This window comes from Streptomyces sp. cg40 (genome assembly GCF_050320165.1).
GTDB lineage: Bacteria > Actinomycetota > Actinomycetes > Streptomycetales > Streptomycetaceae > Streptomyces > Streptomyces hokutonensis.
Map to the genome: position 1 here is coordinate 1,218,205 of NZ_CP190128.1, position 22,276 is coordinate 1,240,480.

The following is a 22,276-nucleotide window of genomic DNA, read 5'->3' on the forward strand; positions in this document are numbered from 1 at the left end:
GCCGCGCTAACCCGCGGTCGCCGTATACCGGTTGACCCCGTCGGACTCCGTGCTCCGGGCCCGGCCGCGGGCCACCAGCACATCCAGGTGGGCCGCGGTCTCGTTGACGGCGAGCATCCGGTCGAAGAGGCCGAGATCCGTGAACGGCACCCTGCGCCGGGTCCAGCCCAGTTCCTGCGCCACCTCGTAGGCGGTGCGCGCGCGGTCGCCGAGGGCGGCCCGCGTCTCGGCGAGCCGGTCGTCGTGGTGGGCCAGCAGCTCTCCGACCCGGGCGTGCACGCTGTCGCCGACCGGGCCGTGCGCGGGCAGGAGTTGGGCGTCCGCCAGGGTGGTCATCAGGCGGAGCGAGTCGAGGTAGTCGCCCAACGGCAGTGCGGGACCGCCGAGTTCGAAGCCTATGGACGGGGTGATGTGCGGCAGGACGTGGTCCCCGGAGAACATCAGTCCCCGTGCCCGGTCGAGGTAGACGACATGGCCCTGGGTGTGGCCGGGCGTCGGAACGACCGTCAACCGGGCGTCCCCGAAGCGGAGTTCCTCCGCGGTCAGCCAGCGGTCGGGGGCTTCCCAGACGGTGGCGTCGAACTCGCCGTGGTACGTGCCGAGGACGCGCTCGGCGAGTTCGCGGGCCCCGGCCCGGCGCAGCGTCTCCAGCGAGCCGACCGGCGCGTCCGTGCGCAGCTCCCCCAGCAACTCAAGTCCGCGCCGCTCCCCCGCGCCGAGGTGGACGCGGGAGCCGAGCAGCCTGCGCAGTTCGACGGCCTGCGTGTAGTGGTCGCGGTGGATGTGGGTGACCAGGATGTGGTCGATCTCGCCGAGGTCGTGGCCGAGTCGGGCCAGGGCGTCCTCAAGTGCCTTGCGGGACTCGGGAATCGACCAGCCCCCGTCGATGAGGACCAGCCCCTCCGTCAGCCCTTCCAACGCGTAGACGTTGACGGCCCGTAGTCCGTCCTCCGGGAGCGGGAGCGGGATGCGGTGGACCCCGGGCCGTACGGTCTCGGGTCCCGGCTGTGCCCAACTGCCGCGGTCGAAGCGGGGAGTGGGGGTCGTGGGGACGGTCATGCGTCTCCTTGCCGGTGCTGCTTGGGGTGCGCGGCGATTCCCGCGTGCAGGTCGTGGGCGAGTCGCCGAGCTCCCGAGCGGTCGAGCTTGCCCACGGTGGTCTGCGGCAACTCGCCGACGGTGAAGGCGAATTCGGGCCACTTTGCCTTGGACAGGCCGGTACGGGCGAGGTGTGCCCTGATCTCGTCGAGGCCGAGTTCGCCGGCGCCGTCCTCGACCACGACGAGCACGGCGGCCCGTTCGCCGAGGAGCGGGTCCGGTACGGGGGCCACACAGGCGCGGGCCACCGCCGGATGGGTGGCGACGGCGCGCTCGATCTCGGTGATGTCGAGGTTGCGCCCGCCCCGGATGATGACGTCCTTCTCCCTCCCCATGACGGTGACGGTGCCGTCCTCGCCGGTCACCAGCAGGTCTCCGGTGGGGAAGTAGCCGTCCGGGGTGAGAGCGGGCGGTTCGACCTTGCCGTCGCGGGCGTAGCCGAGGAAGAGGGAGGGGCCGCGGACCTGCGCGCGGCCGGTCGTCCCGGGGGCGAGCGGGGTGCCGTCCGGGGCGACGGCCCTGAGGTCGGTGCCGGGGAAGGGGCGTCCGTCGCGGCCGAGGCGGATCTCCTCGGGGTCGTCGGGCCGGGGCGAGGTGTGCCCGAGACACTCCGACATGCCGAAGACGCGCAGGATCCGTGTGCCCAGGGAGCGTTCGGCACGGGCGAGGGCCCCGCGGTCCATGGGGCCGCCGCCGACGGTGATCGCGCGGACCCCGTCCAGGACCTTCGAACCGGCCGCGGCGGAGCCCATCTGGAGTGCCATGGTGGGCACGCACATGGTCCACCGGACGTCGTGGGCGGCCATCCGCGCGAGTGCCTCCTCGCGGTCCCAGCGGCCCGAGAGAACGAGCGGCCCGCCCAGCATGAGCGCGAGGCAGACCCCGAAGCAGTAGGCGGCGGTCGAGGAGAGCGGGACGACGGCGGCCACCGCGTCCCCCTCGCGCAGTCCGTTGACGTCGACCGTGCACGAGCACGCGTACCGCAGGGCGCTCTCGGACTGGACGACGCCCTTGGGCCGGCCGGTGGAGCCGGAGGTGAGACCGATGACACTGCCGCCGGACCAGCGGGACACATCGCGCGGGCCGAGCCCGGCGCGGACCGTCCAGCCGTCGAGCGCCTCGGCGGTGCTCGCGTCCGGCAGGGCGGGGACGGCGTCCCACTCCTCGATCGCGGACGGCTCGGCAATGAGGACGTCCGGCCGGATGTCCGCCACCGCGCCGGTGAACTCGGCGCGTGTCGTATGGCGGTTGACGAGGGCCAGGACACCGCCGGTCAACCCCACGGCGAGGGTCGCCGCGACGGTGCGCCAGGAGTTGTCGGCCTGGAGGAGCACAGTGCCGCCGGACGTGCCGTTCGGGGTCATCGCCTCGGCCAACTCCTCTGCCCACCGCAGGAGTTCACGTGCGCCGTGCGGCCCCTGGTCGTCGACGACGGCTGTGAAGTCGGCCTGTTCGGATCGGTCCTGGAACTCCCGTACTGTCTGTCGCATCCGCTTCCTCGCCTCGTTGCGAAGGGGGCGCTCCGGGTAGGCCCCGGGTCATGCCCCGGTCTGCCCGGTCCGCCGCGCCGGGTCCGCGTACAGCTCCGACTCGCCGCCCATGACGGCGATCCGGCGTCCGCGCATGTCGCCGACCTGGGCGACGGCCGCGGCCCACTCCGGGCTGTCCAGCGCCTTGCGCAGATCCTCGGCGGTGTCGAAGCCCAGGACGGAGAGGCCGTCCCAGCCCTCCGAGCGCGGTTCGAGGGCCGCGTCGAGGTCGGTGTGCCGCCAGGACCTCAGTCCGGGCAACCGCCGCGTGAGTTCGGCGTGTTCGCCGCGCCACCAGGCGATGAACCGTTCATGGGTCCACTCGGGCGGCCGGGCGGCCAGCAGGACGAGGTTGTACATCGTGTCCCTCCGTGTCTCCTCAGGTGAACAGGACCATGGGTCAGGTGAACAGGACCGCGGGCGAGCGCCCGATCAGCAGGCGCCGCACCCTGCCCTCGTCGTCCAGCCGGGCCGAGGCGACGAAGGTCGCCTCCGGTACCCCTGCTCTGCGCACCTCGCCGAGGTACAGCTCGTCCCGGCCGACGACGGATCCGGTGAGCAGGTGGTGGGTGCGCGTGCCCACCTCGCGCTGGGCGAGATAGCCCTCCATCTCGGCCCGGCCGCCGTGGAAGTCGGTGCCCGCGTCGCCGCCCGTGGAGAAGAGGATGGAGAAGGAGAAGTCGTCGCTGATCAGGTCGAGGATGCGGTCGGCGTCGTCGCTGTCGAGGATCCCGAACCAGGTGGTCAGGAACGGTGCGGCGGACGCGGTCGGCGCGCTCACGGCCGGTCCACGAGGTCGAAGTCGGGGGTGAAGAAGGACTGGTAGCGCGCCATCAGCCCGGCGGGCGACACCTGTACGGCGGACAGGAAGGCCCCGCTGGTCACACCTTCGTCGACGACGAAGCCGTACGCCGTCTCGACGTCGCCGTCGACCGAGTACCGCACGATCTCGTGCCTGCGGTCCACGGCGTTCCGTCCGGCGATGTAGTCGGCGAAGTCCGCGCGGGACGTGCCGGTGCGCCCGCCGCCCGGGAGCGCGATCAGAAACCGGAAGTCGGGTTCCAGGAGTTCGAGGGCCTTTTCCGGGTCCTGGCCGTCCATTCTGGCCATGTATTCGCGAAGCACCATTGCCGATCGCTCCCTAAACAACCTGAGTTCAGTTCAGTTTGACTGTAGGACGACCGCCCCGCCGCCGACAAGGGGCGGGGCGGAGACTATTCGGCGACCATCCGCACCACGCATCCCTCGATCATCTCGCTGATCTCCGAGAGGGGGATCGCGCCGGTCGGGCGGTACCACCGCCAGACGCTGACGATCATGCCGAGGACGGCGAGGCCGAGGGTGTGCGCGTCCCGGAGCGGGAAGGCGCCCTTCGACATCCCGCGCATCAGCAGGCTCGTCCAGTCCCGCTCGACCATCTGCACCAGCTGGCGGGCCGCGACGCGCTCGGTCTCCTCCCGCTTGGACTTCCGCGGGGTGGCGAGCAAAGACATGTTGGCCTGGAGAATGCGCATCTGGCGGATCTCCTGCTCGGTGACGGCGAACGCGGACCGCACCGCCGCGCGCACCTCCTCCACCGGATCCGTCTCGTCCCTCGTGGCCTCGACGAACTGGTCGTGGGAGCGCTGGAGTTCCAGGCGCATGATGGTGAGCAGGCAGTGGGCCTTGGACTCGAAGTAGTGGTAGAGCGCGGTCTGCCCGATGCCGACCCGGTCGGCCACCTCCGACCACTTGGTGTTCTCGTAACCGTCCTCGCCGAACCGCTCCACGGCTGCCACGAGGATCGCGCCACGCTTCGACCTGGGCCCCTCCTCCGGATCCACGATCCGTGCCCTCGCCATCGTCTCTCCCTCTTCTCCACGGCCGGAACCCGTCGCCGCCCGGTCGTCCGAGAGTAGACCCAAGTTCAGGTCGGCTACGAATCGAAGATCGGCCGGGGATCCAGCGGACTCGGTTCGCGTCGGTCACCGGACTGCGCGGCCCTGAGCTCCCGGACCACGCTCGCACCCCGCGAAATCGGCCGGGCGCCCCTCCAGGAAGGCCGCGACGCCTTCGCGGCCCTCCCCGGACACCGCGGCGGCGGCCAGCCGGCGGGCCTCGTCGTCGAGGTGCTCGTCCAGATCGGTGGAGAGGGCCCGCCCGACCAGCCGCCGTGTCGCCCCGTACGCCGCCGTCGCTCCGCCGGCCAGCGCGCTCGCGGTCCGTACGGCTTCGTCGTACAGCCGCTCCGGTGCGACGACCCGGCCGACCAGGCCCATCCGCAGCGCCTCGGCGGCCGGTACGCGCCGGTTGGTCAGGAGCAGGTCCACGGCCTGCCGTGGGCCGACGAGCCGGGGCAGCGACCAGCTGACACCGGCGTCCGGCGTGTACCCGATCGCGGTGTACGCGGCGGTGAAGACGGCGTCGGTCGCCGCGAGGCCGATGTCGGCCGCCCCCACCAGCCCGAGCCCGGCGCCCGCGACCGCCCCCTGCACGGCGACCACCAGCGGGGCGTCCAGCCCGGAGAGGATCCGCAGCGCCGCGTGGAGCGCGTCGGTGACGTCGGTGAGGTGCGCGGCGAGATGCTCCTCGGGCAGCGCGGCGAACTCCTTCAGATCACCACCGACGCAGAACGACCGCCCGCGCCCGGTGAGCAGCACCGCCCGGACCCGCGCCCGCTCGCACTCCAGGGCGGCGTCCCGCAACTCCCTGGCCGTCGCCAGGTCGATCGCGTTGCCCGACCCGCGGCAGAGCTCGACCCGGGCCAGACCGTCGCCGTCGACCTCCATCGTGACCCTCATCGCGCCGTCCACCCGCCGTCCACGGTGAGCACGTGCCCGGTGCAGTACGAGGATGCGTCGGACGCCAGATAGAGCAACGCCCCGTCCAGTTCGCCCTGTTCACCGCCCCGCCCGAGCATCGTGCCGCGCTCGACCCAGCGCCGGGCGCGCTCGTCGGAGAAGAGTTCGTCGGTCATCTCGGAGCGGAACCAGCCGGGTGCAAGGGAGTTGACCCGTACTCCCAACGGCCCCCACTGTCCGGCCAGTTCACGGGTGAGTCCGACAAGTCCCGCCTTGGAGGCGGCGTAGGCCGCGCCGCCGAGCGGCGCACCCGAGACCAGCCCGAGGACGGACGAGACGTTCACGATCGAGCGGGTCCTACGACCGCGGTCGCGGGCCGGAGCCTCCGCCAGCAGCCGCGCGAGGTGAAAGGGCGCCACCAGGTTCACGGCCAGTACGTCCGTGAAGCCGTCGGCGCTCTCGTCCTCGGCGCGCACAGCGCCGGAGACGCCGGCGTTGTTCACCAGCACGTCGACCCGTCCGGTCTCGTCGAGCGCCGACTCCATCAGCCGTACGCGGTCCGCCTCCCGCGAGACGTCGCAGACGGCGGGATGAATGCGCGGATCCTCGTCGGCGAGGTCCTTGAGCTTCTCCAGGCGGCGGGCGGCCGCGAAGACGGTGGCGCCCGCCGCCGCGAGCACCAGGGCGAACCGGGCCCCGAGTCCGGACGAGGCCCCGGTGACCACGGCGGTCCGGCCGTGCAGCGAGAACAGGTCCGCGGTCGCGTGGCTCACCCCTCCACCCCGATCGGCAGCACGGTCGCCCCGCCGTCCAGCACCAGCGTCTGGCCCGTCATCCACGACGAGGCCCCGGACGCCAGGAAGACGGCCGCGTGCGCCACGTCCTCCACCGTCCCGAGTCTGCGCAGCGGCAGCTTCGCGGTCAGGATCGGCTCCCGCGGCTCCCATACGGCCCGTGCCAGCTCGGTCTTGATCAGTCCCGGTGCGATGGCGTTCACGCGGGCCATCGGGCCGAGTTCGTAGGCGAGTTGGCGGGTCAGGTGCAGCATCGCCGCCTTGGTGGCGTTGTACCAGCCGATGTGTGGGTCGACGACGAGTCCGCCGACGGAGGCGATGTTGACCACCGCTCCCCCGTGCTCCCGCATCCACGCCCGCCAGGCGCATCGGGTCCAGGCGACCATGCCGTACTGGTTGACGCGCACGGTCTTCTCCGCGCGCGGCAGATCGAGGTCGAGGAGATCGCCCATGTAGGGGTTGGTGGCCGCGTTGTTGACCAGGACGTCTAGGCGGCCGAAGCGGGACATGGTCTCCGCGACGCAGCGTTCGGCGTCCTCGGGCTCCCCCGCGTTGGCGACGACTTCGTGGACCTCGCCGTCCCCCTTGACCTGCAGCAACTCCTCGCGCGCCACGGCCAGTCCGTCCGCCTTCCGGGCGGCGATGACCACATGGGCGCCCGCCTCCCGGTACGCCTTGGCGATACCGAGGCCGATGCCCCGGGAGCCGCCCGTGATGACGGCGACCCGGCCGTCCAGAACCTGTCCGTTCACGCCGACTCCTCCTGATACCTGGCCAGTTCACGCCGGGCGACCGTCCGCAGATGCACCTCGTCCGGACCGTCCGCGATCCGCAGCGCCCGGGTGATGGCGTACAGCCGTGCCAGTACGGTGTCGTCGCTGACCCCTGCGGCTCCGTGCGCCTGGACGGCCCGGTCGACCACCCGGTGTGCCACCTCCAGCGCGGCGACCTTGATCGCGGCGACTTCGGTACGGGCCGCCGCGTTGCCCTGGGTGTCCATCAGCCAGGCGGACTTGAGGACCAGCAGCCGCAGCTGCTCGATCTCGATCCGGCTGCGGGCGATCCACTCGCGGACGACGCCCCGTTCGGCGAGCGGTCCTCCGAAGGCGGTGCGGGTCAGCGTCCGGCGGCACATCAACTCCAGTGCGCGTTCGGCGAATCCGACGGCCCGCATGGCGTAGTGCATCCGGCCCGGGCCCAACCTCCCCTGCGCCAGGGCGAATCCGTCGCCCTCGCCGCCGAGCATCGACGACACCGGGACCCGTACGTTCTCGAAGAGCACGTCCCCGTGGCCGCAGCGGTCGGTGTAGCCGAACATCGGCAGATCACGCAGGACGGTGATCCCGGGTGTGTCGCGTGGAATCAGCAGCATGCTCTGCCGCCGGTACGAAGGTGCGTCGGGGTCGGTGACGCCCATCAGGATGATCAGCCGGCAGTCCGGGTCGAGGATGCCGGACGTGTACCACTTGTGGCCGTCGACCACGTACTCGTCGCCGTCGCGGGTGATGCGTGTACGGATGTTGCGGGCGTCGGAACTGGCGACCTCGGGCTCGGTCATGGCGAAGCAGGACCGGATCTCGGCGGCCAGCAACGGGCGCAGCCAGCGGTCCTGTTGCTCGGGTGTGCCGAACAGGGCGAGGAGTTCCATGTTGCCCGTGTCGGGGGCGGAGCAGTTGAACACCTCGGGGCCGATGATCGAGCGTCCGGCGAGTTCGGCCAGCGGTGCGTATTCGAGGTTGGTGAGACCGGCGCCCGTTTCCCCGTGCGCGAGGAACAGGTTCCACAGGCCCTCCGCGCGCGCCTTCTCCTTCAACTCGCGCATGACGGGCGGCAGTTCGTGCGGGTCGTCCGCCTCGGCGAGCTGCCGGTCGTAGACGTCCTCGGCGGGCAGTACGTACTCCGCCATGAACGCGGCCATGCGCGAGCGGAGTTCGTCGGCCTTCGGCGAGAGTCCGAAATCCATGGTTTCGCTCCTTCAGGACCGTCGGGCGAGGAGGTCGCGCGCGGTGCGGATCATCGCCGCGATCGTCGGCGGCAGCCGTTCCTGGTCGGGGTCGTGGTGCTTGCCCTCGCGGTGTCGGCGCAGGTTGTGGCCCATGATCGCGGCCATCTTGGTGCGGGCCAGAGCGCGGAACCAATCCAGGTCGGGGAGTTCGGGCCGGCCGTCTAGGTAGGCGGCGAGCAGTTCGTTCTCGCCGGGCAGACCGGGAACGGCCCGGCCGAGCAGCGGGAAGTTCCGGTGGTCGGCGAAGAGGAGGAACCAGCCGAGGTCGATGCGCGGATCGCCGTATCCCCAGATCTCCCAGTCGACGACCGCGACGGGTCGTGAGCCCCGGCACAGGACGTTGCCGAGGCGGAAGTCGCCGTGGGTGAGGGTGGGTTCGATGCCGGCGGGGATCGCGGTGGCGAGGGCGGCGAGCACGTCCTCGGCGCCTGGGCGGAGTTCCGCCGGTACGGCGCGCATGGTACGGCTCCAGCGCTCCAACTCGCCTGTGGGGTCGAGAGGTTCGGCGCCTTCCGCCGCGGTCCGATGCAGCTCGCTCAGCACGGGTGCCAGGGCCAGCATCCGTTCGCGGCACAGTCCCGGGTCGAGTCGGTGGTCGTCGAGAACGGGCTCGATGGCCTCACCGTCGATGAACTCCATGGCGAACCAGGCCGGTTCGGTCTCGTCGACGGCGACCACGCCCGGGACGGGCACCGGTGATCCTGCCAGGGCACGCAGTACCCGGGCTTGACGCAGCACGTCATTGCGGCCGACGGGCCGCTGCCCCGGCGGTACCGCCTTCACGACGTACGAGACCGGTCCCGCCGCGATGCGGTAGGTGAGGCCCGAGTGGCCGCCGGGCAGTGTGCGCAACTCCCCCACGGGCACACCTGGATGACGCTCAATCAGTCGCTCGCGCACCCTCGCCGCGAGTGCGGCGGTCGTTTCGGCCGTGGTGGTCAACGCCCTGCCCCCTTCGGTTCCTTGGGCAGTCCCAGCACGCGCTCCGCCAGGATGTTGCGCTGGATCTCGTCGCTGCCGCCGGCGATGCGGTAGCCGGGTGCGCCGAGCAGGTGCTCGGTCCAGGCGAAGGTGCCCCACTCCCCGGTGTCCGCGGCCAGGCTCGGGCCGAGGAGTTGCTGGACCAGGTCGGTGGTGGCGCGCATGGTCGCGGTGGCGTGGAGCTTGCCGACCGAGGCCTCGGCGCCGGGTTCGCGGCCGGCGGCCAGGGCGGCCGTGACGCGGAGTGCGATGAGCCGCTGGACCAGGGCGCGGACGAACAGGTCGGCCGCCTGCTGCTGTTCGCCGCCGGTGAGCGGGCGGGGCAGCTGCCGGGCGAGGTCGAGGGCCCGGTCGGCGTTGTCCAGGCCGAGACCGCCGGAGTCGAGGCGCTCGGCGGCAAGCACGGTGAGGGTCACCCGCCAGCCCTCTCCGACGGGACCGAGCCTGTCGGTGTCGGGCACGAACACGCCGTCCAGATAGACCTCGTTGAAGCTGGAGCCGCCGGTCATCTGCCGGATGGGCCGTACCGTCACGCCCGGTGCGTCCATGCGGACGAGGAAGACCGTGATGCCCGCGTGCTTGGGCGCGTCGGGGTCGGTGCGGCAGACGGCCACGCCCCAAGTGGCGACCCTGGCACCGGAGGTCCAGATCTTGTGACCGTCGAGAATCCAGCCGTCGCCGTCCCGCACGGCCCGGGTGCGGACGGCGGCGAGGTCGGAGCCCGCCTCCGTCTCGGAGAACAGCTGGCAGGCGAGTTCGTCGGTACGCAGCATGGGGCGCAGCCAGCGCCGCTTCTGTTCCTCGGTGCCCCAGATCCGGATCGCGGGTGCCACGAGTTGCTGGGTGACCGGGAAGACCTCGGTGCGCCGCGGTACGTCGAAGTCGGCCTCCTCCGCTCGGTACAACTGCTCGTAGTACGGCGGCAGTTCGCGCCCGCCGTACTCCGGGGGCCAGCCGATCGCGCCCCAGCCCTGGTCGTACCGGGTGCGTTCCCAGTCGCGTATCCGGTCGGTGTGGGCGCGTTCCTCGGCCTCGGTCCAGTTCTCGAAGACGGCCACCGAGTCGTCGCCGTGGCCCCATTCCCGGTGTGCGGCGCGCGCTGTCGCCGCACCCTTCAGCCAACTCCGGGCGTCGGCACGGAACTCGTCGGGGTCGGGTGTGCCGTCCATGGCGCTCCTTCCTCCTTTCAGCGGGGCAGTGTGGTTCAGCGGGTCAGCACGGTGCAGGCGCTGACGCCGGGCGCACCGTAGACGTGGGTGAAGCCGGTCGCCGGATCTCCCGGTACCTGCCGTTCACCCGCCCGGCCGCGCAACTGCTGGACGATCTCGTGGACTTGGCGGAGTCCGGAGGCGCCGATGGGCTCGCCGTTGGCGATGCAGCCGCCGTCGGTGTTGACGGGCAACGAACCGCCGATGCCGGTCGCCCCGAACGGGATGAGCGACTCCTGGTCGCCGTGCGCGCAGAACCCGCACTCGGCCATGTGCATCACCTCGGCACCGCTCTCGGTGTCCTGCAACTGACACACGTCGATGTCACCGGGCCCCAACCCGGCCTCCTCGAAGGCGAGTCGCGCCGCATCGGCGGTCACGCTCGTCGGCGTCCCGGCCGGTGCCCAGGGGCTGAACACCTCGAAGGAGCCGAACCGCCGGGTCCGTACGACGGCCGCACGCAACGCCACCGGCGTACCGCCGAGTTGGCGGGCCACCGCCCGGCTGCACAGCACCAGGGCGACCGCACCCTGCCCCGGCGAGCAGAACATGTACCGGGTCAGAGGGTCGTTGACCATGCCCGACGCGAGGATCTCGGCCGCGTCGAGCGGCTTGCGGCGCCAGGCGTGGGGGTTGAGCACCCCGTTCGCGTACGCCTTCTCGGCGACGAGGGCGAGGGTGCGCGAGCTGATGCCGTAGTCGTGCATGTACCGCTGGATCTTCATGGCGAAGAACTGCGTGGTGACCATCAGCCCGTCGTGGCCGTAGGCCTCGTCGAGCCCCCAGTCGGCGGGCCGCGGGTCGAAGGCCCCGCGCGGATGCTTGTCGAAACCGACGGCGAGGGCCACGTCCGCCGCCCCGGACCGGATCGCGTTGACGGCCGAGACGAGCGCGCTGCCGCCGGTGGCGCAGCCGTTGCGCACATTGGTGAACGGGACGCCGGTCAGGCCGAGTTCGGCCACAAGGGTGTCGGCGTTCCCGGCCGCGTCGCTGCCGCCGTAGGCCGCGCGCACCCGGGCCCACGGCAGTCCGGCATCGGCCAGGGCGTCCCGCACGGCCCGCACGGCGAGCTGCCGGCCGCTCTCCTCCGTACGGGCGAAGGAGGTGATCCCGGCCCCGCAGACGAGGACGTCCTCGGCGGTCATACGGCGGCCCCCGTGGCCCTCGGCACCCCGTCCCCCGTCGCGATCGTCATCGGCATGCCGATCTCCGCGTCCTCGGGCCGGATGTCGAGGACCGCCAACACCCTTACGCCTTGCGCCAGTTCGACGTAGCCGACGGTGAACGGCGCGAATCCGGCGCCGGGCGGAACGTACGGCGGTGACTTGGGCGCGTACCGCTGCACGGTCCAGGTCCACAGCGTGCCCGTGCCGGAGAGCACGACCGGCTCGGCCGGTCCCCCGCAGCGCGGGCACGCCGGGTCGGCCGGATAGGTGGCCACCGCGCAGTCGGCGCACCGGGAGCCGCGCAACCGGCTCCCGGCATCCGACGACACGGCGGTCAGCGGCCCTTCCACTGCGGCTCCCGCTTCTCCAGGAAGGCGGCCACGCCCTCCGCCGCGTCCTCGGAGTTGAGCATCACGCCGACCGCGAGGTGCTCCATGACCATCAGCGACTGGATGTCGGCGTCGAGGCTGCGGTCGATGGTCATCTTGGTGATCCACATGGTGAACGGGCTCTTGTCGACGAGCTGGTCGGCGAACTCCTCGACCGTGGCGTCCAACTTGTCGGCGGGCGCGGAGGAGTTGATGAGACCGAACTCGGCGGCCTCGACCCCGGTGAGCAGCTTGCCGGTGAGCATCAGCTCCTTGGTCTTGCGGACACCGATCATGCGCGGCACGCGGTAGATGGGGCCGGCACCGCCGAACAGGGCGCGGCGGATGTGGAAGTCGCCGATCAGGGCGTCGTCCGCGGCGATCGCGAAGTCGCAGGAGATCATCAACTCGAAGCCGCCCGCGGTGACATGACCTTCGAGGACGGCGATGGACGGGGTCTTCATCGAGTAGAGCCGGTCGCAGACCTTCGCCGACAGTACGGCGACGTCGATCGCGTTGGACCGGCCCACGAAGTCGGCCTTGAGGCTGTCCAGGTCGAACCCGGAGCAGAAGGTGTTCCCGCGCCCGCGCAGCACCAGCACACGCAGTTCGGGGTCGGCGTCGACCTCGGTGATGATCTCGTCCAGCCGGTCGAGGATCGGCACGGTCACGCAGTTCTTCTTGTGCGGGCGGTTCAGCCAGACCCGCGCGACCTGTCCGTCGCGCTCGAACTGGATCTCGTCTTCGACTGCCATGAGCTCCTCCAAACTGAACTGAATTGAGTTCGATTCTGTGGGCGGATGGATGCCCCTGTCAATGGGACGGATGCCCCTGCCAATGGATCGGGAAGCGATCGCCCGGGAAGCGATCAGCCGGCGAGACCGAGCAGCCCGGCCAGGCGCAGCCGATGGTCATCGCCCGTGCCGAACAGCGCCTCGTCGGCCCGCGCCCGGCGCAGATACAGATGGGCCGGGTGCTCCCAGGTGAAGCCGATACCGCCGTGGAGCTGCACGTATTCCGTGGTGGCGAGCCGGTAGGCGCCGGTGCACACGACCGCCGCGGCGCTCGCGGCTAACGGGAGTTCCGGCGCTCCCGCGGCAAGGCAGGCGCCGGCGTACGCGGAGGCCGAGCGCGCCCCCTCGATCTCGACGAGCAGATCCGCCAGCCGGTGCTTGACCGCCTGGAACGAGCCGATGGCCCGCCCGAACTGGGTCCGCCGCGAGACATGGTCGAGTACGGCGTCCAGTGCGTGCGCACTGCCCCCGACATGCTCGGCCGCCAGGGCGACGCGGCCGGCGTCGAGCACTGCGTCGACGACCTCCGCCGCCTGCCCCACCTCACCGACGGGCTCGGCCCGCGCTCCCCGGAATCGCACAACTGCCTGTGGCCGCGTGGGATCGAGGACCCTCCGAGCCGTACGGTCACAGGTCGCTCCGTCCGGCTCGCAGGCGAACAGCCGCTCCCCGTCAGGCGCGCGGGCTTTGACCAGCAGCAGGTCCGCGCTCTCTCCGCCGGGCACGAAGTCGGCGTCCCCACGCAGCAGCCAGCCGTCGGGGCCGCGCTCGGCGATGACGTCGGCGGAGTGCATGAACCCGGCGACCGTGGCCGTGAGTTCGCCGGACGCGATACCCGGCAGCCAACGCGCACAGGCCTGTTGATCACCGCTCGCCAACAGGGCGTGCCCGGCGAGAACGACAGTGGTCAGCAGGGGCACGGGACACAGAACCCGCCCCAACTCCTCCAGGGCAACGGCCAGTTCCGCGTACGTATACCCGGCCCCGCCGTACTCCTCGGGCAACGCGAGCCCATGCACCCCGATCTCACGAGCGAGCCGCTCCCGGAGCACCTGGTCGGATCCGCGGGATTCGCCGAGCAAGTCCCTTAGAACCGCACGTAGTTGGCGCTGCTCATCAGTCTCCGCCAGCGCTGCTGGATCAATATCGAGCCGAAACATCCCAACCTCCCTAGCTCGAACCCCCCAAGGGGCGCGGGGCCGTATCGATTTGCGGCTCCGCCGCGTGGGCGCGACCAGTCACAACGAACCCGCAGCCGCCCACAACCGATTGAGCCCTCAAACCGTGAACCGCCCCCCATTCGCGAGCACCACCGCCCCCACCAAGTTCGCCGCCTCCTCACTCACCAGGAACAGAGCGACATCGGCGATCTCCTCCGGCGTGGCATAAGCACGCGCCCCCGGACCGGCGAACCCCTGCCGAAGCGCCGCTGGCGTCCGCGCCGCCATCCCCGTCTCCGTCGGCCCCGGCGCCACCGTGTTGACGCGAACGCCGAACGCGATCGCCTCCTTGGCCACGGACTGGCTCACCGCGTGCGCGCCGGCCTTCGAGGCCGCGTAGTGCGGATAGCCGGCCTGGGTGTCGAAGACCGAGGACGAACCAACCGTGACGACGGCCCCGGACCGGCGAGGCACCATGACCCGCAGAGCCGCGCGCAGCACATGGAACGTGCCGTCCAGATTGACGCGCATCACCCGGCGCCACGCATCGTCGCCGAGCCGCCCCGTAACCTCCGGGGACCGCCCCGCGACCAGCGCCTCGGCGATCCACTCCTTGGCCACGGGATCGTCGACACCGGCCGCGTGCACCAGGACGTCGAGCCGCCCGTGCCGCCGCAGGACCTCGTCGAAAACGCTGTCGACCTGCGCCGGTTCGGCCACGTCGAGCGCCAGCGCGTGTGCTCGTGACAGACCTTTCGCGACGGCCTCGGCCGCCGGGCCGTCGACATCCGTGACGACGACGTTCGCACCCTGCGCGGCGAGTCGCCGGGCGACCGCCGCGCCGATGCCGGATCCCGCGCCGGTGACGAGCGCGATCCGCCCCTCGAACCGCCCCGCATGTTCACCGCCCATGCACAGTCACCACCCCACATCCATCTCCTGAACTGACTTCATTTTTGTTACTGTCGCACGTATGTCAACAGGCGCAGCGAGAGCGGTCCGGCTGACCCGCTGGGGCGGCCCACCGGTCCTCACCGAGGTGGCACACCCCACTCCCACGAACGAGGAGGTCCTGATCGAGGTGGAGGCGGCCGGCCTCTGCGGTTCGGACCTCCATGTCATCGACGCCAGGCCGGGAGGCCTCCCCTACCGGCTCCCGTTCACCCTCGGACACGAGGTCGCGGGCCGGGTGCTGCGACGCGGCCCGCTGGCGACGGGACCGGCGGTCGGCGAGCGGGTGATCGTCTACGGCCCCTGGGGCTGCGGGAGTTGTGCGCGCTGCGCGGCCGGGGCGGAGAACTACTGCGACCGGCGCCCGGCCCTGGACGCCGACCGTGTCGGCACGGGAACGGGGCTCGGGCGCGACGGCGGGATGGCGGACCTGCTGCTCGTCCCGTCCGGGCGACTGCTGGTCCCGGTGGGCGACCTGGACCCCGTGCAGGCGGCACCCCTGTCGGACGCCGGGCTGACCGCGTATCACGCGGTGACCATGGTCCGGCGCGCCCTGGGCGACGGCACGGGCGCCCATGCGGTGGTCGTCGGCATCGGCGGCCTGGGGCACCTGGCCGTGCAGATCCTGCGCGCCACGACGGCCGCGCGGATCCTGGCCGTGGACGTGCGCGAGGAGGCGCTCGCCCTTGCCGTCGAGTGCGGTGCGCACTTCGGGACGCTGTCACGGGCCGACACCGCGCGGGTCCTGCGGGACCGGACGGGCGGCGTCGGGGCGGTGGCGGTGCTCGACTTCGTCGGCAGCCGGTCCAGCCTGGAGCTCGCGGTGGCGGTGCTGCGGGCGGGCGGCGAGCTGGCCGTGGTGGGCAGCGGCGGCGGCGAGCTGGCCGTACGCAAACCCGGCGCGCTCCCGCCCGGAACGCGGATCTCGCTGCCGTTCTGGGGGACGCTGCCCGAGCTGGAAGGGGTCGCCTCACTGGCACGCGAAGGCGCGCTGAGGGTCGGCGTCGAGCGGTTCCCGCTGTCGAGCGCGGCGGAGGCGATCGAGCGGCTTCGGTCCGGCGCCGTCCGGGGGCGTGCGGTCCTGGTACCCGACTGACGCGCTCGCCCCGCCTACCCGACCGACGGCCCCCACGGCCGAAACCCGCACCACCACATCCTCCGCCGTCCGCCCCCTCGACTACAGAAGTGAGTTCAATTAGCGTCACATTCCAGTCGGCGACACAGAGGCGGTGGGACCCGTGACGGACACGGAGACAGTGGATCTGCTGGTGATCGGCGGTGGCATGGCCGGACTCTCGGCCGCCGCCCGAGTGGCCGCGGAGGGCGGCTCGGTGGTGCTGGTGGAGAAGGCGGAACGGACCGGCGGGTCCGCCCGCTTCGCCGGTTTCGTGTGGACGACCCCGACCGTCGAGGAGATGCGCCGGGTCAATCCGGACGGCGACCCGGAGCTGGCCGCCGCCCTGCTGGACGGGTTCTCCGACGGCGTGGCGTGGATCCGGTCGCTCGGCGTGGACTGCCGTCCGCCGGTGCCGGTGCTCGGCTTCGGCCGGGGGCATCAGCTCGACACGAACCACTACCTCGACACGTGCGAGCGACTGATCCGTGACCGGGGCCAGGAGGTGCTGACCGGCACCTGGACCAAGTCCCTCGTGACGGAGGACGGCGTGGTCAAGGGCGCGGACGTCCTGCTCCCGGACGGAACTCGGCGCCGTATCGAGGCCACCTGGACACTGCTCGCGACCGGCGGCTTCCAGGGCGATCCTGACCTGCGCGCCGAACACATCCACCCCCGGGCCGCCGACATCGGACTGCGGGCCAACCCGCACAGCCGGGGCGACGGCCTGACGCTGGGCCGGTCCGCGGGCGCCTCCTTCGGCAAGAAGGACGCGGGGTTCTACGGCCACCTGATGCCGGCCGGCGTCTCGCTGGCCGACCCGGCGCGCTTCGTCGACCTGGCGCTCTACTACAGCGAGCACGCCCTGCTGTTCGACACCACGGGCGAGCGCTTCGTCGACGAGACGGTCGGCGACCATCTCACCGCGATGGCGCTGCTCGAACGACCGGAGGCGCGCGGCCTGTTGGTGGCCGACGCGCGGGTGCACCGGGAGTGGATCAGCGCCTCGTACGTGGAGGGCATCCCCGGCGTGGACAAGTTCCAGCTGTGCCATCGGGCCGGTGCCCGGTGTGCGGTGGCGGACAGCCTGGAGGACTTCGCCTCGATGCCGGAGGAGTGGGGTTATCCCGGTGCGACGATCCGTGACCGGATCGAGGAGTTCAACGACACCGCGAGCGCGAAGAGCAGCCCGACTCCCGGCCGCGCCCTCGACCAACGCCCCCTGGACGAACCGCCGTTCTACGTCGTCGAGGCGGCCCCGGCGATCACGTTCACCTTCGGCGGCCTGCTGATCGACGCCGGGGCGCACGCCCTGTCGGCGGCCTCGGACGGACGGGTGCCGGTCCCGGGCCTGCTGGCGGCCGGCGCCGACGCGGGTGGCTTGTACCGGCGCGCCTACGCGGGCGGTCTCGCCCCCGCGCTGGTCTTCGGTCTGACGGCGGCACGCACCGCGCTCACCGAGTCACCGTCGGCGACCGGGCACTGAGTCCGCCTGGGGCGCCCGGCACAAATCCCGTGCACGAGGCTTGCCCCTCCGGCGCGACAGTGCCTAGCTTACTGAAGTGAGTTCACTTTGACTCTCTTGTGAGGCGATCATGCTTCCCGCACATGTGGCGCGAACGCGCTCTTCCCCGAAGGAGGGACTGTGAGTCAGTTCCTGCTCGTCCTGGTGAGCGGTGTGGCCAGTGGAGCCGTCTACGGCCTCATGGGCCTCGGGCTGGTCATCATCTACCGGGCCACGGACGTCGTGAACTTCGCGATGGCGTCACTCGCGACCCTGGGCCTGTACGTGGCGCTCTCGCTGCACGACCGCGGTGTGGCCACGGTCCTCGGCGTCCTCGCCGCCGTCGTGATCACGGTCGTGGCGGGCCTCCTCGTCCGGGAGACGGTGATCCGGCCGCTGGGACAGGGCCAGTTGTTCTCCGCGCTCGTCGTCACGATGGGCGTCTCCCTGGTCGCGGAGAACGTGGCCGGGTCCGTCTGGGGCGACCAGCCCAAGGCCTTTCCGAGCCTGGTCGACGGGACGGTGCGCTGGTCGGGGGCGGCGGTGCCGGCCCAGAGCCTGCTGACGATCGCCGTGGCCGCCGTGGCGATGGCCCTGGTCGGCTATCTCTTCGCCCGCACGACGCTCGGCTCGGCGATGCGCGCCGCGGCCGAGTCGGCGGAGACCGCCCGAGTGGTCGGCCTGAGTTCGCAGCGGCTGGCCCGGATCTCCTGGGCGCTCGGCCTGGGTCTCGCCGCACTCGCCGCCTGCCTCTACGCACCGCGGTCCGGTCTGGTGCCCACCGCGCTGGTCGCGCCCCTCTTCCGCGCCTTCGCCGGAATCTTCCTGGGCGGCCTGACCAGCATGTACGGCGCCGTCCTCGGCGGGCTGACGATCGGCGTCCTGGACAACCTGGCGGCGAACTACGTCTCCGCCAGCTTCCGGGACACGTTCGTCTTCTCCTTCACCGTGCTGGTGCTGCTGATCCGCCCGCAGGGCATGTTCGGCACCCGCACCTTCCAACGGGTCTGAGGGGTCGCATCCATGGTCTTCAACCGTTCCCTCCTGGCACGGGCCGCCCTCGGCCCGGCGGCCGGCGCGGTACTCATCGCGTTCATGGCCTCCGGCGCGATCCCCGCGTACCAGATGTACTCGGTGGGGCTCGCGGCCGTGTACACGATCGTCATCCTGTCGGTCGGCCTGCTCGCCGGCTGGTCCGGCATCTGGTCGGTGGGCCACCCCGCGTTCTTCGCCATCGGCGCCTACTTCGCCGCGTACGGCAGCGGTCACGGCTGGTCGCTGGAAACGGTGGCGCTCGGCGCGGTCGCCGCCGGTGCCGCGCTCGGCGCCTTCCTCGGATACGCGGGCGCCCGGTTCTCGGTGCTCTACATCGCCCTGCTGACCCTCGCGTTCACCACGGTGACCCTGGAGCTGATCAACCGCTGGAGCAGTGTGACCGGCGGCGACCAGGGAGTCCCGGTGGTCCAGCTGCGCAGCGCCCTCGGCCTCGGCACCCTCGCGGGCGGCGGCACCGAGACCCAGTACCTCGCGGTCGGCGCCGCGTCCGTCGTCCTCGCGCTGGCCGTACCGGCCGCCGCCTCCGGGCTGCGGATGCGCCTGGTGGCCGCCAAGTCGCATCCCCTGGCGGCCCGTACGATCGGCATCGCGCCGGAGGCGCAGTCGGCTCTGTCGTTCGCGGTGAGCGGGGCCTGCACCTGCTTCGCGGGTGTGCTGCTGGGACTGCTCACCGGGTTCGTGAGCCCGGATCCCTTCTCGCTGACGTTCGGCATCTCGCTGATCGCGGCCTGTGTGCTCGGCGGGGTCGGCACGATCGTCGGCGCGGTGGCCGGCGGCATCTACCTGACCTGGAACCCCTCGCTCTCGTCCGCCGTGGGACTGCCCCAGCCGGTCGTGCAGGGCCTCGTGCTGATCGCGGTGCTGCTCTTCCTGCCGGGCGGGGTCGTGCCGTTCCTCGGCGGGCTCGCGGGACGCGTCCTGCGCCGGTCGAGCGCTCAACGCACGTCACCGTCGGAGGAGTTGACGGATCCGACGCCTCCACCGCCGGCGTCCGAGAGCGCCGGCGACGGACCCGAACTGCTGCGCCTGGAGCACGTGTCGGTCTCCTACGGCGGGCTGAAGGCCCTGGAGGACGCCTCTCTGACGCTCCGTCGGAACGAGATCCTGGCGGTCATCGGGCCCAACGGGGCGGGAAAGACCACCCTGTTGAACGTCCTCTCCGGGCTCACCGGCAACGGCCGGGTGAGCGGGAGGGCCGACTTCGGCGGGCAGCCGCTGCTGGGAGCGAGGGCGACCGCGCGGCGGCGGCTGGGGATCGGCCGTACGTTCCAGCACGCGGAGGTGTTCTCCGAACTCACCGTCGCGGAGAACGTGTTGTGCACCCGCCGGCGGATCACCGCCGGGCACCGGGCCGACGTCACGCGGCTGCTGCGCTCCGTCGGTCTCGCGGAGGTGGCCGAACGGCACCCGAAGGAGCTGCCGTTCGGTCTCCAGAAGCGCCTCGACCTGGCGCGTGCGATGGCCGAGCGGCCCGAACTGCTCGTCCTGGACGAACCGTTCGGCGGCCTCGACGCGGGCGAACGCGCGCTGCTGGCAGGGCACATCAGGCGGCTGCACGCCGACGGCACCGCCGTGGTGATCATCGACCACGTCCTCGACGACCTGTTCGCCGTCGCGCACCGTGTGCTCGCGTTCGACTTCGGCCGCACGATCGGCGAGGGCACCCCGGACACCGTGCTGAAGGACCCGAAGGTGCGGTCGTCGTACCTGGGAACGGTCGGCACCAGGACCCGGCCGCCCGAGCACGTGGGTGAACGGAGCATGATCCGCCTGCACGGGGTCGGCCACAGCTACGGCGGGGTGGTCGCGCTGCGGGACGTGGATCTCGATGTCCGCCAGGGGGCGGTGCTGGGCATCGCCGGAGCCAACGGCGCGGGCAAGAGCACGCTGGCCGGGATCCTGCACGGATCGCTCGAACCGGCGCGCGGGGAGCGGCAGTCGGGCGGAGTCGTCAGGACCGGTCTGGCGCCGGAGGGGCGGGCCCTGTTCAGGACGCTCTCCCTGCGCGAGAACCTCGAGGTCGCGGCGTACGCGGCGGGCATCACCGGCGGCGCGTTGCGCGAACGGCTGGAGGAGACCGTCGAGTGGCTGCCGGCCCGGCTGCGGGACCGGATGTCGGCGTCCGCCGGCGGGCTGTCCGGCGGGGAGCAGCAGATGCTCGCCATCGCCCGGGCCCTGATCGGCGCCCCGGACGTCCTGATCGTCGACGAACCGGCCCTCGGACTGGCTCCCGCCCTGGTCGACGAGGTGTACGACCGGCTCACCGGGCTGGCCCACGAGGGGCTGACCGTCGTCCTCCTCGAACAGCTCCTCAGCCGCGCCCTGTCCGTGTGCCACGAGGTGGTCGTCCTGCACGAGGGCGTCGTCGCGGCGCAAGGGCGGCCCGGCGACCCGGAGTTCGCGGCCCTCGCGGAAGCGGCCTACTTCAGCGGCGGCCTCGGAGCCGCACCCACCGCGGCGGACAACGCCCGGACCTCACCCGTGAATTGACAGCCCGTACGAACTCCGTACCGAACTCCGTACCGAACGAGGTGGACCGTGTTCCGGACCAAGAGAAATTCCCGCCGCGCCCTGGGCGCGATGGCCGTCCTGGCCGCGGTGGCGCTCACCGCCAGTGCCTGTGCGGGCCAGGACTCCACGGCTGCCGGAGGCAGCTCCTCCGAGATCCACATCGGCGCGTGGCTCCCGCTCACCGGCGCCACCGCGACCTACGGCATAGGGGAGAAGGCGGGCGCCGACGCGTACTTCAAGATGGTCAACGCCCAAGGGGGCGTCAACGGCCGCAAGATCGACTGGACCGTCAAGGACAACGCGGCCGATCCGCAGCAGACCGTGCAGATCGCTCGCGAACTGGTCGGTCAGGACAAGGTCGTTGCCATCGTCAACGCGAACGGCACCTCGCAGGCCGAGGCGGCCTTCCCCTTCGTCCTCAACCAGTCCAAGGTGCCCGTCGTGAACGAGGTGGGCGGCACCGAGTCCTGGTACAAGCCGCCGCGCGCCGGCCTGTTCGGCACGCAAACCCTCTACGAGGACCAGGCGGCGGCCATCGCCGCGTGGGCCGTGCAGGACGGCGCGAAGAAGATCCTCGTGGTGCACAGTGACCCGGCCGCGTTCGTGAACGTGGCCAAGCAGGTGGAGCCGGTCGCGAAGAAGCTCGACCCCTCCGTCGAGGTCGACCGGCTGCCGGTCAAGTACCAGACCACCGACTACACCCCCGTGATCAGCAAGGTGAAGGCCGCGAAGACCCAGGCCGTGGTCCTGATCCTCACCTCCCCGGAGGCCGCCGCCTTCCTCAAGGAGGCCAAGCTCCAGGGCCTGTCCCTGCCCACCTACGCCTACGCGCCGGTGGCCGCCGAGTCGACGGTCGCCCTGGCCAAGGACGCCGCCGAGGGTCTGAAGGCCGTACAACTGGTGAAGGCGCCGTCCGACGACGACCCCGCGGTGAAGGAGTTCCGGACCGCGATGGCGAAGTACGAGCCCGGTCAGGACGCCGGGTTCCTCGCGCTGTGGGGCTGGAGCAACGCGAAGGTGTTCGCCGAGATCGCGAAGACCATCAAGGGGCCCGTCACGTCCAAGGCCATCACCGCCGCGTACGAGAAGGCGTCCTCGGTGGACCCGGGGGTGTCACCGGTCATGAAGTTCAGCGCGAGCGATCACCTCGGGACGCGCAGTGTGCAGCGCGTGGTCGTGAAGAACGGCGTCTGGACGTCCGTCGGCGACTTCTACACTCCGCCGCCCCGCGACTGACCGCCCTCCGGAGGCCTCCCT

Annotated in this window: 22 protein-coding genes; 5 read left to right on the plus strand and 17 right to left on the minus strand. The window is 71.6% G+C overall.

What is annotated here, in order from left to right; all coding sequences use genetic code 11:
* Positions 1–6: 6 nt before the first annotated feature.
* The 17 genes from ACQHII_RS05395 to ACQHII_RS05475 form a co-directional block, all read right to left on the minus strand.
* Positions 7–1,059 (minus strand): MBL fold metallo-hydrolase, encoded by a 1,053-nt coding sequence (locus ACQHII_RS05395; RefSeq protein ID WP_427918129.1) that lies wholly within the window; start codon positions 1,057–1,059, stop codon positions 7–9.
* Complete coding sequence (locus tag ACQHII_RS05400; protein ID WP_427918130.1) at positions 1,056–2,588, minus strand: class I adenylate-forming enzyme family protein; 1,533 nt, start codon at positions 2,586–2,588, stop codon at positions 1,056–1,058. Before ACQHII_RS05400 ends, ACQHII_RS05395 begins: the two co-directional genes overlap by 4 nt.
* Positions 2,589–2,636: 48 nt before the next feature.
* The gene (locus ACQHII_RS05405; protein ID WP_427918131.1) at positions 2,637–2,987 is read right to left on the minus strand and encodes an EthD family reductase; all 351 of its coding nucleotides are present in this window, start codon (positions 2,985–2,987) and stop codon (positions 2,637–2,639) included.
* A 40-nt stretch (positions 2,988–3,027) separates the two neighbouring features.
* Complete coding sequence (locus ACQHII_RS05410; RefSeq protein WP_427918132.1) at positions 3,028–3,408, minus strand: nuclear transport factor 2 family protein; 381 nt, start codon at positions 3,406–3,408, stop codon at positions 3,028–3,030.
* Positions 3,405–3,755: a nuclear transport factor 2 family protein gene (locus ACQHII_RS05415; protein WP_427918133.1), complete on the minus strand. Its 351-nt coding sequence runs from the start codon at positions 3,753–3,755 to the stop codon at positions 3,405–3,407. The genes ACQHII_RS05410 and ACQHII_RS05415 overlap by 4 nt, the downstream gene beginning before the upstream one ends.
* Before the next feature lie 86 nt (positions 3,756–3,841).
* Positions 3,842–4,468: a TetR/AcrR family transcriptional regulator gene (locus ACQHII_RS05420; protein ID WP_427918134.1), complete on the minus strand. Its 627-nt coding sequence runs from the start codon at positions 4,466–4,468 to the stop codon at positions 3,842–3,844.
* 123 nt (positions 4,469–4,591) lie between these two features.
* On the minus strand, positions 4,592–5,407 hold the full coding sequence (locus ACQHII_RS05425; protein WP_427918135.1) for an enoyl-CoA hydratase/isomerase family protein: 816 nt from the start codon (positions 5,405–5,407) through the stop codon (positions 4,592–4,594).
* Positions 5,404–6,180, minus strand: a complete 777-nt coding sequence (locus ACQHII_RS05430) for an SDR family NAD(P)-dependent oxidoreductase (RefSeq protein ID WP_427918136.1) — start codon at positions 6,178–6,180, stop codon at positions 5,404–5,406. The genes ACQHII_RS05425 and ACQHII_RS05430 overlap by 4 nt, the downstream gene beginning before the upstream one ends.
* Complete coding sequence (locus ACQHII_RS05435) at positions 6,177–6,953, minus strand: SDR family oxidoreductase (RefSeq protein WP_427918137.1); 777 nt, start codon at positions 6,951–6,953, stop codon at positions 6,177–6,179. Before ACQHII_RS05435 ends, ACQHII_RS05430 begins: the two co-directional genes overlap by 4 nt.
* Complete coding sequence (locus ACQHII_RS05440; protein ID WP_427918138.1) at positions 6,950–8,164, minus strand: acyl-CoA dehydrogenase family protein; 1,215 nt, start codon at positions 8,162–8,164, stop codon at positions 6,950–6,952. The genes ACQHII_RS05435 and ACQHII_RS05440 overlap by 4 nt, the downstream gene beginning before the upstream one ends.
* Positions 8,165–8,176: 12 nt before the next feature.
* Complete coding sequence (locus tag ACQHII_RS05445; RefSeq protein ID WP_427918139.1) at positions 8,177–9,067, minus strand: phosphotransferase family protein; 891 nt, start codon at positions 9,065–9,067, stop codon at positions 8,177–8,179.
* A 77-nt stretch (positions 9,068–9,144) separates the two neighbouring features.
* Positions 9,145–10,356, minus strand: a complete 1,212-nt coding sequence (locus tag ACQHII_RS05450) for an acyl-CoA dehydrogenase family protein (RefSeq protein ID WP_427918140.1) — start codon at positions 10,354–10,356, stop codon at positions 9,145–9,147.
* 35 nt (positions 10,357–10,391) lie between these two features.
* Complete coding sequence (locus tag ACQHII_RS05455; RefSeq protein ID WP_427918141.1) at positions 10,392–11,540, minus strand: thiolase family protein; 1,149 nt, start codon at positions 11,538–11,540, stop codon at positions 10,392–10,394.
* A complete protein-coding gene (locus ACQHII_RS05460; protein WP_427918142.1) occupies positions 11,537–11,911 on the minus strand; it encodes a Zn-ribbon domain-containing OB-fold protein in 375 nt (124 codons plus the stop codon). Before ACQHII_RS05460 ends, ACQHII_RS05455 begins: the two co-directional genes overlap by 4 nt.
* Positions 11,896–12,684 carry an enoyl-CoA hydratase/isomerase family protein gene (locus tag ACQHII_RS05465; RefSeq protein WP_019069529.1) on the minus strand — a complete coding sequence of 263 codons (789 nt, stop codon included), beginning with the start codon at positions 12,682–12,684 and terminating at the stop codon, positions 11,896–11,898. Before ACQHII_RS05465 ends, ACQHII_RS05460 begins: the two co-directional genes overlap by 16 nt.
* A 113-nt stretch (positions 12,685–12,797) precedes the next feature.
* Positions 12,798–13,883, minus strand: a complete 1,086-nt coding sequence (locus ACQHII_RS05470) for an acyl-CoA dehydrogenase family protein (RefSeq protein WP_427918143.1) — start codon at positions 13,881–13,883, stop codon at positions 12,798–12,800.
* Positions 13,884–14,000: 117 nt separating this feature from the next.
* Complete coding sequence (locus tag ACQHII_RS05475) at positions 14,001–14,795, minus strand: SDR family NAD(P)-dependent oxidoreductase (RefSeq protein WP_427918144.1); 795 nt, start codon at positions 14,793–14,795, stop codon at positions 14,001–14,003.
* 61 nt (positions 14,796–14,856) lie between these two features.
* Here ACQHII_RS05475 and ACQHII_RS05480 point away from each other — a divergent pair, with 61 nt between their 5' ends.
* From ACQHII_RS05480 to ACQHII_RS05500, 5 genes are all read left to right on the plus strand, one after another.
* Complete coding sequence (locus tag ACQHII_RS05480) at positions 14,857–15,930, plus strand: NAD(P)-dependent alcohol dehydrogenase (RefSeq protein WP_427918145.1); 1,074 nt, start codon at positions 14,857–14,859, stop codon at positions 15,928–15,930.
* A gap of 142 nt (positions 15,931–16,072) precedes the next feature.
* Positions 16,073–17,434 carry an FAD-dependent oxidoreductase gene (locus tag ACQHII_RS05485; RefSeq protein WP_427918146.1) on the plus strand — a complete coding sequence of 454 codons (1,362 nt, stop codon included), beginning with the start codon at positions 16,073–16,075 and terminating at the stop codon, positions 17,432–17,434.
* Between the two features lie 159 nt (positions 17,435–17,593).
* Complete coding sequence (locus ACQHII_RS05490; protein ID WP_427918147.1) at positions 17,594–18,463, plus strand: branched-chain amino acid ABC transporter permease; 870 nt, start codon at positions 17,594–17,596, stop codon at positions 18,461–18,463.
* A gap of 12 nt (positions 18,464–18,475) precedes the next feature.
* The gene (locus tag ACQHII_RS05495; protein WP_427918148.1) at positions 18,476–20,998 is read left to right on the plus strand and encodes an ATP-binding cassette domain-containing protein; all 2,523 of its coding nucleotides are present in this window, start codon (positions 18,476–18,478) and stop codon (positions 20,996–20,998) included.
* A gap of 48 nt (positions 20,999–21,046) precedes the next feature.
* Entirely contained in the window at positions 21,047–22,255 is a 1,209-nt protein-coding gene (locus ACQHII_RS05500) for an ABC transporter substrate-binding protein (RefSeq protein ID WP_427918149.1), read from the plus strand.
* Positions 22,256–22,276 lie beyond the last annotated feature (21 nt).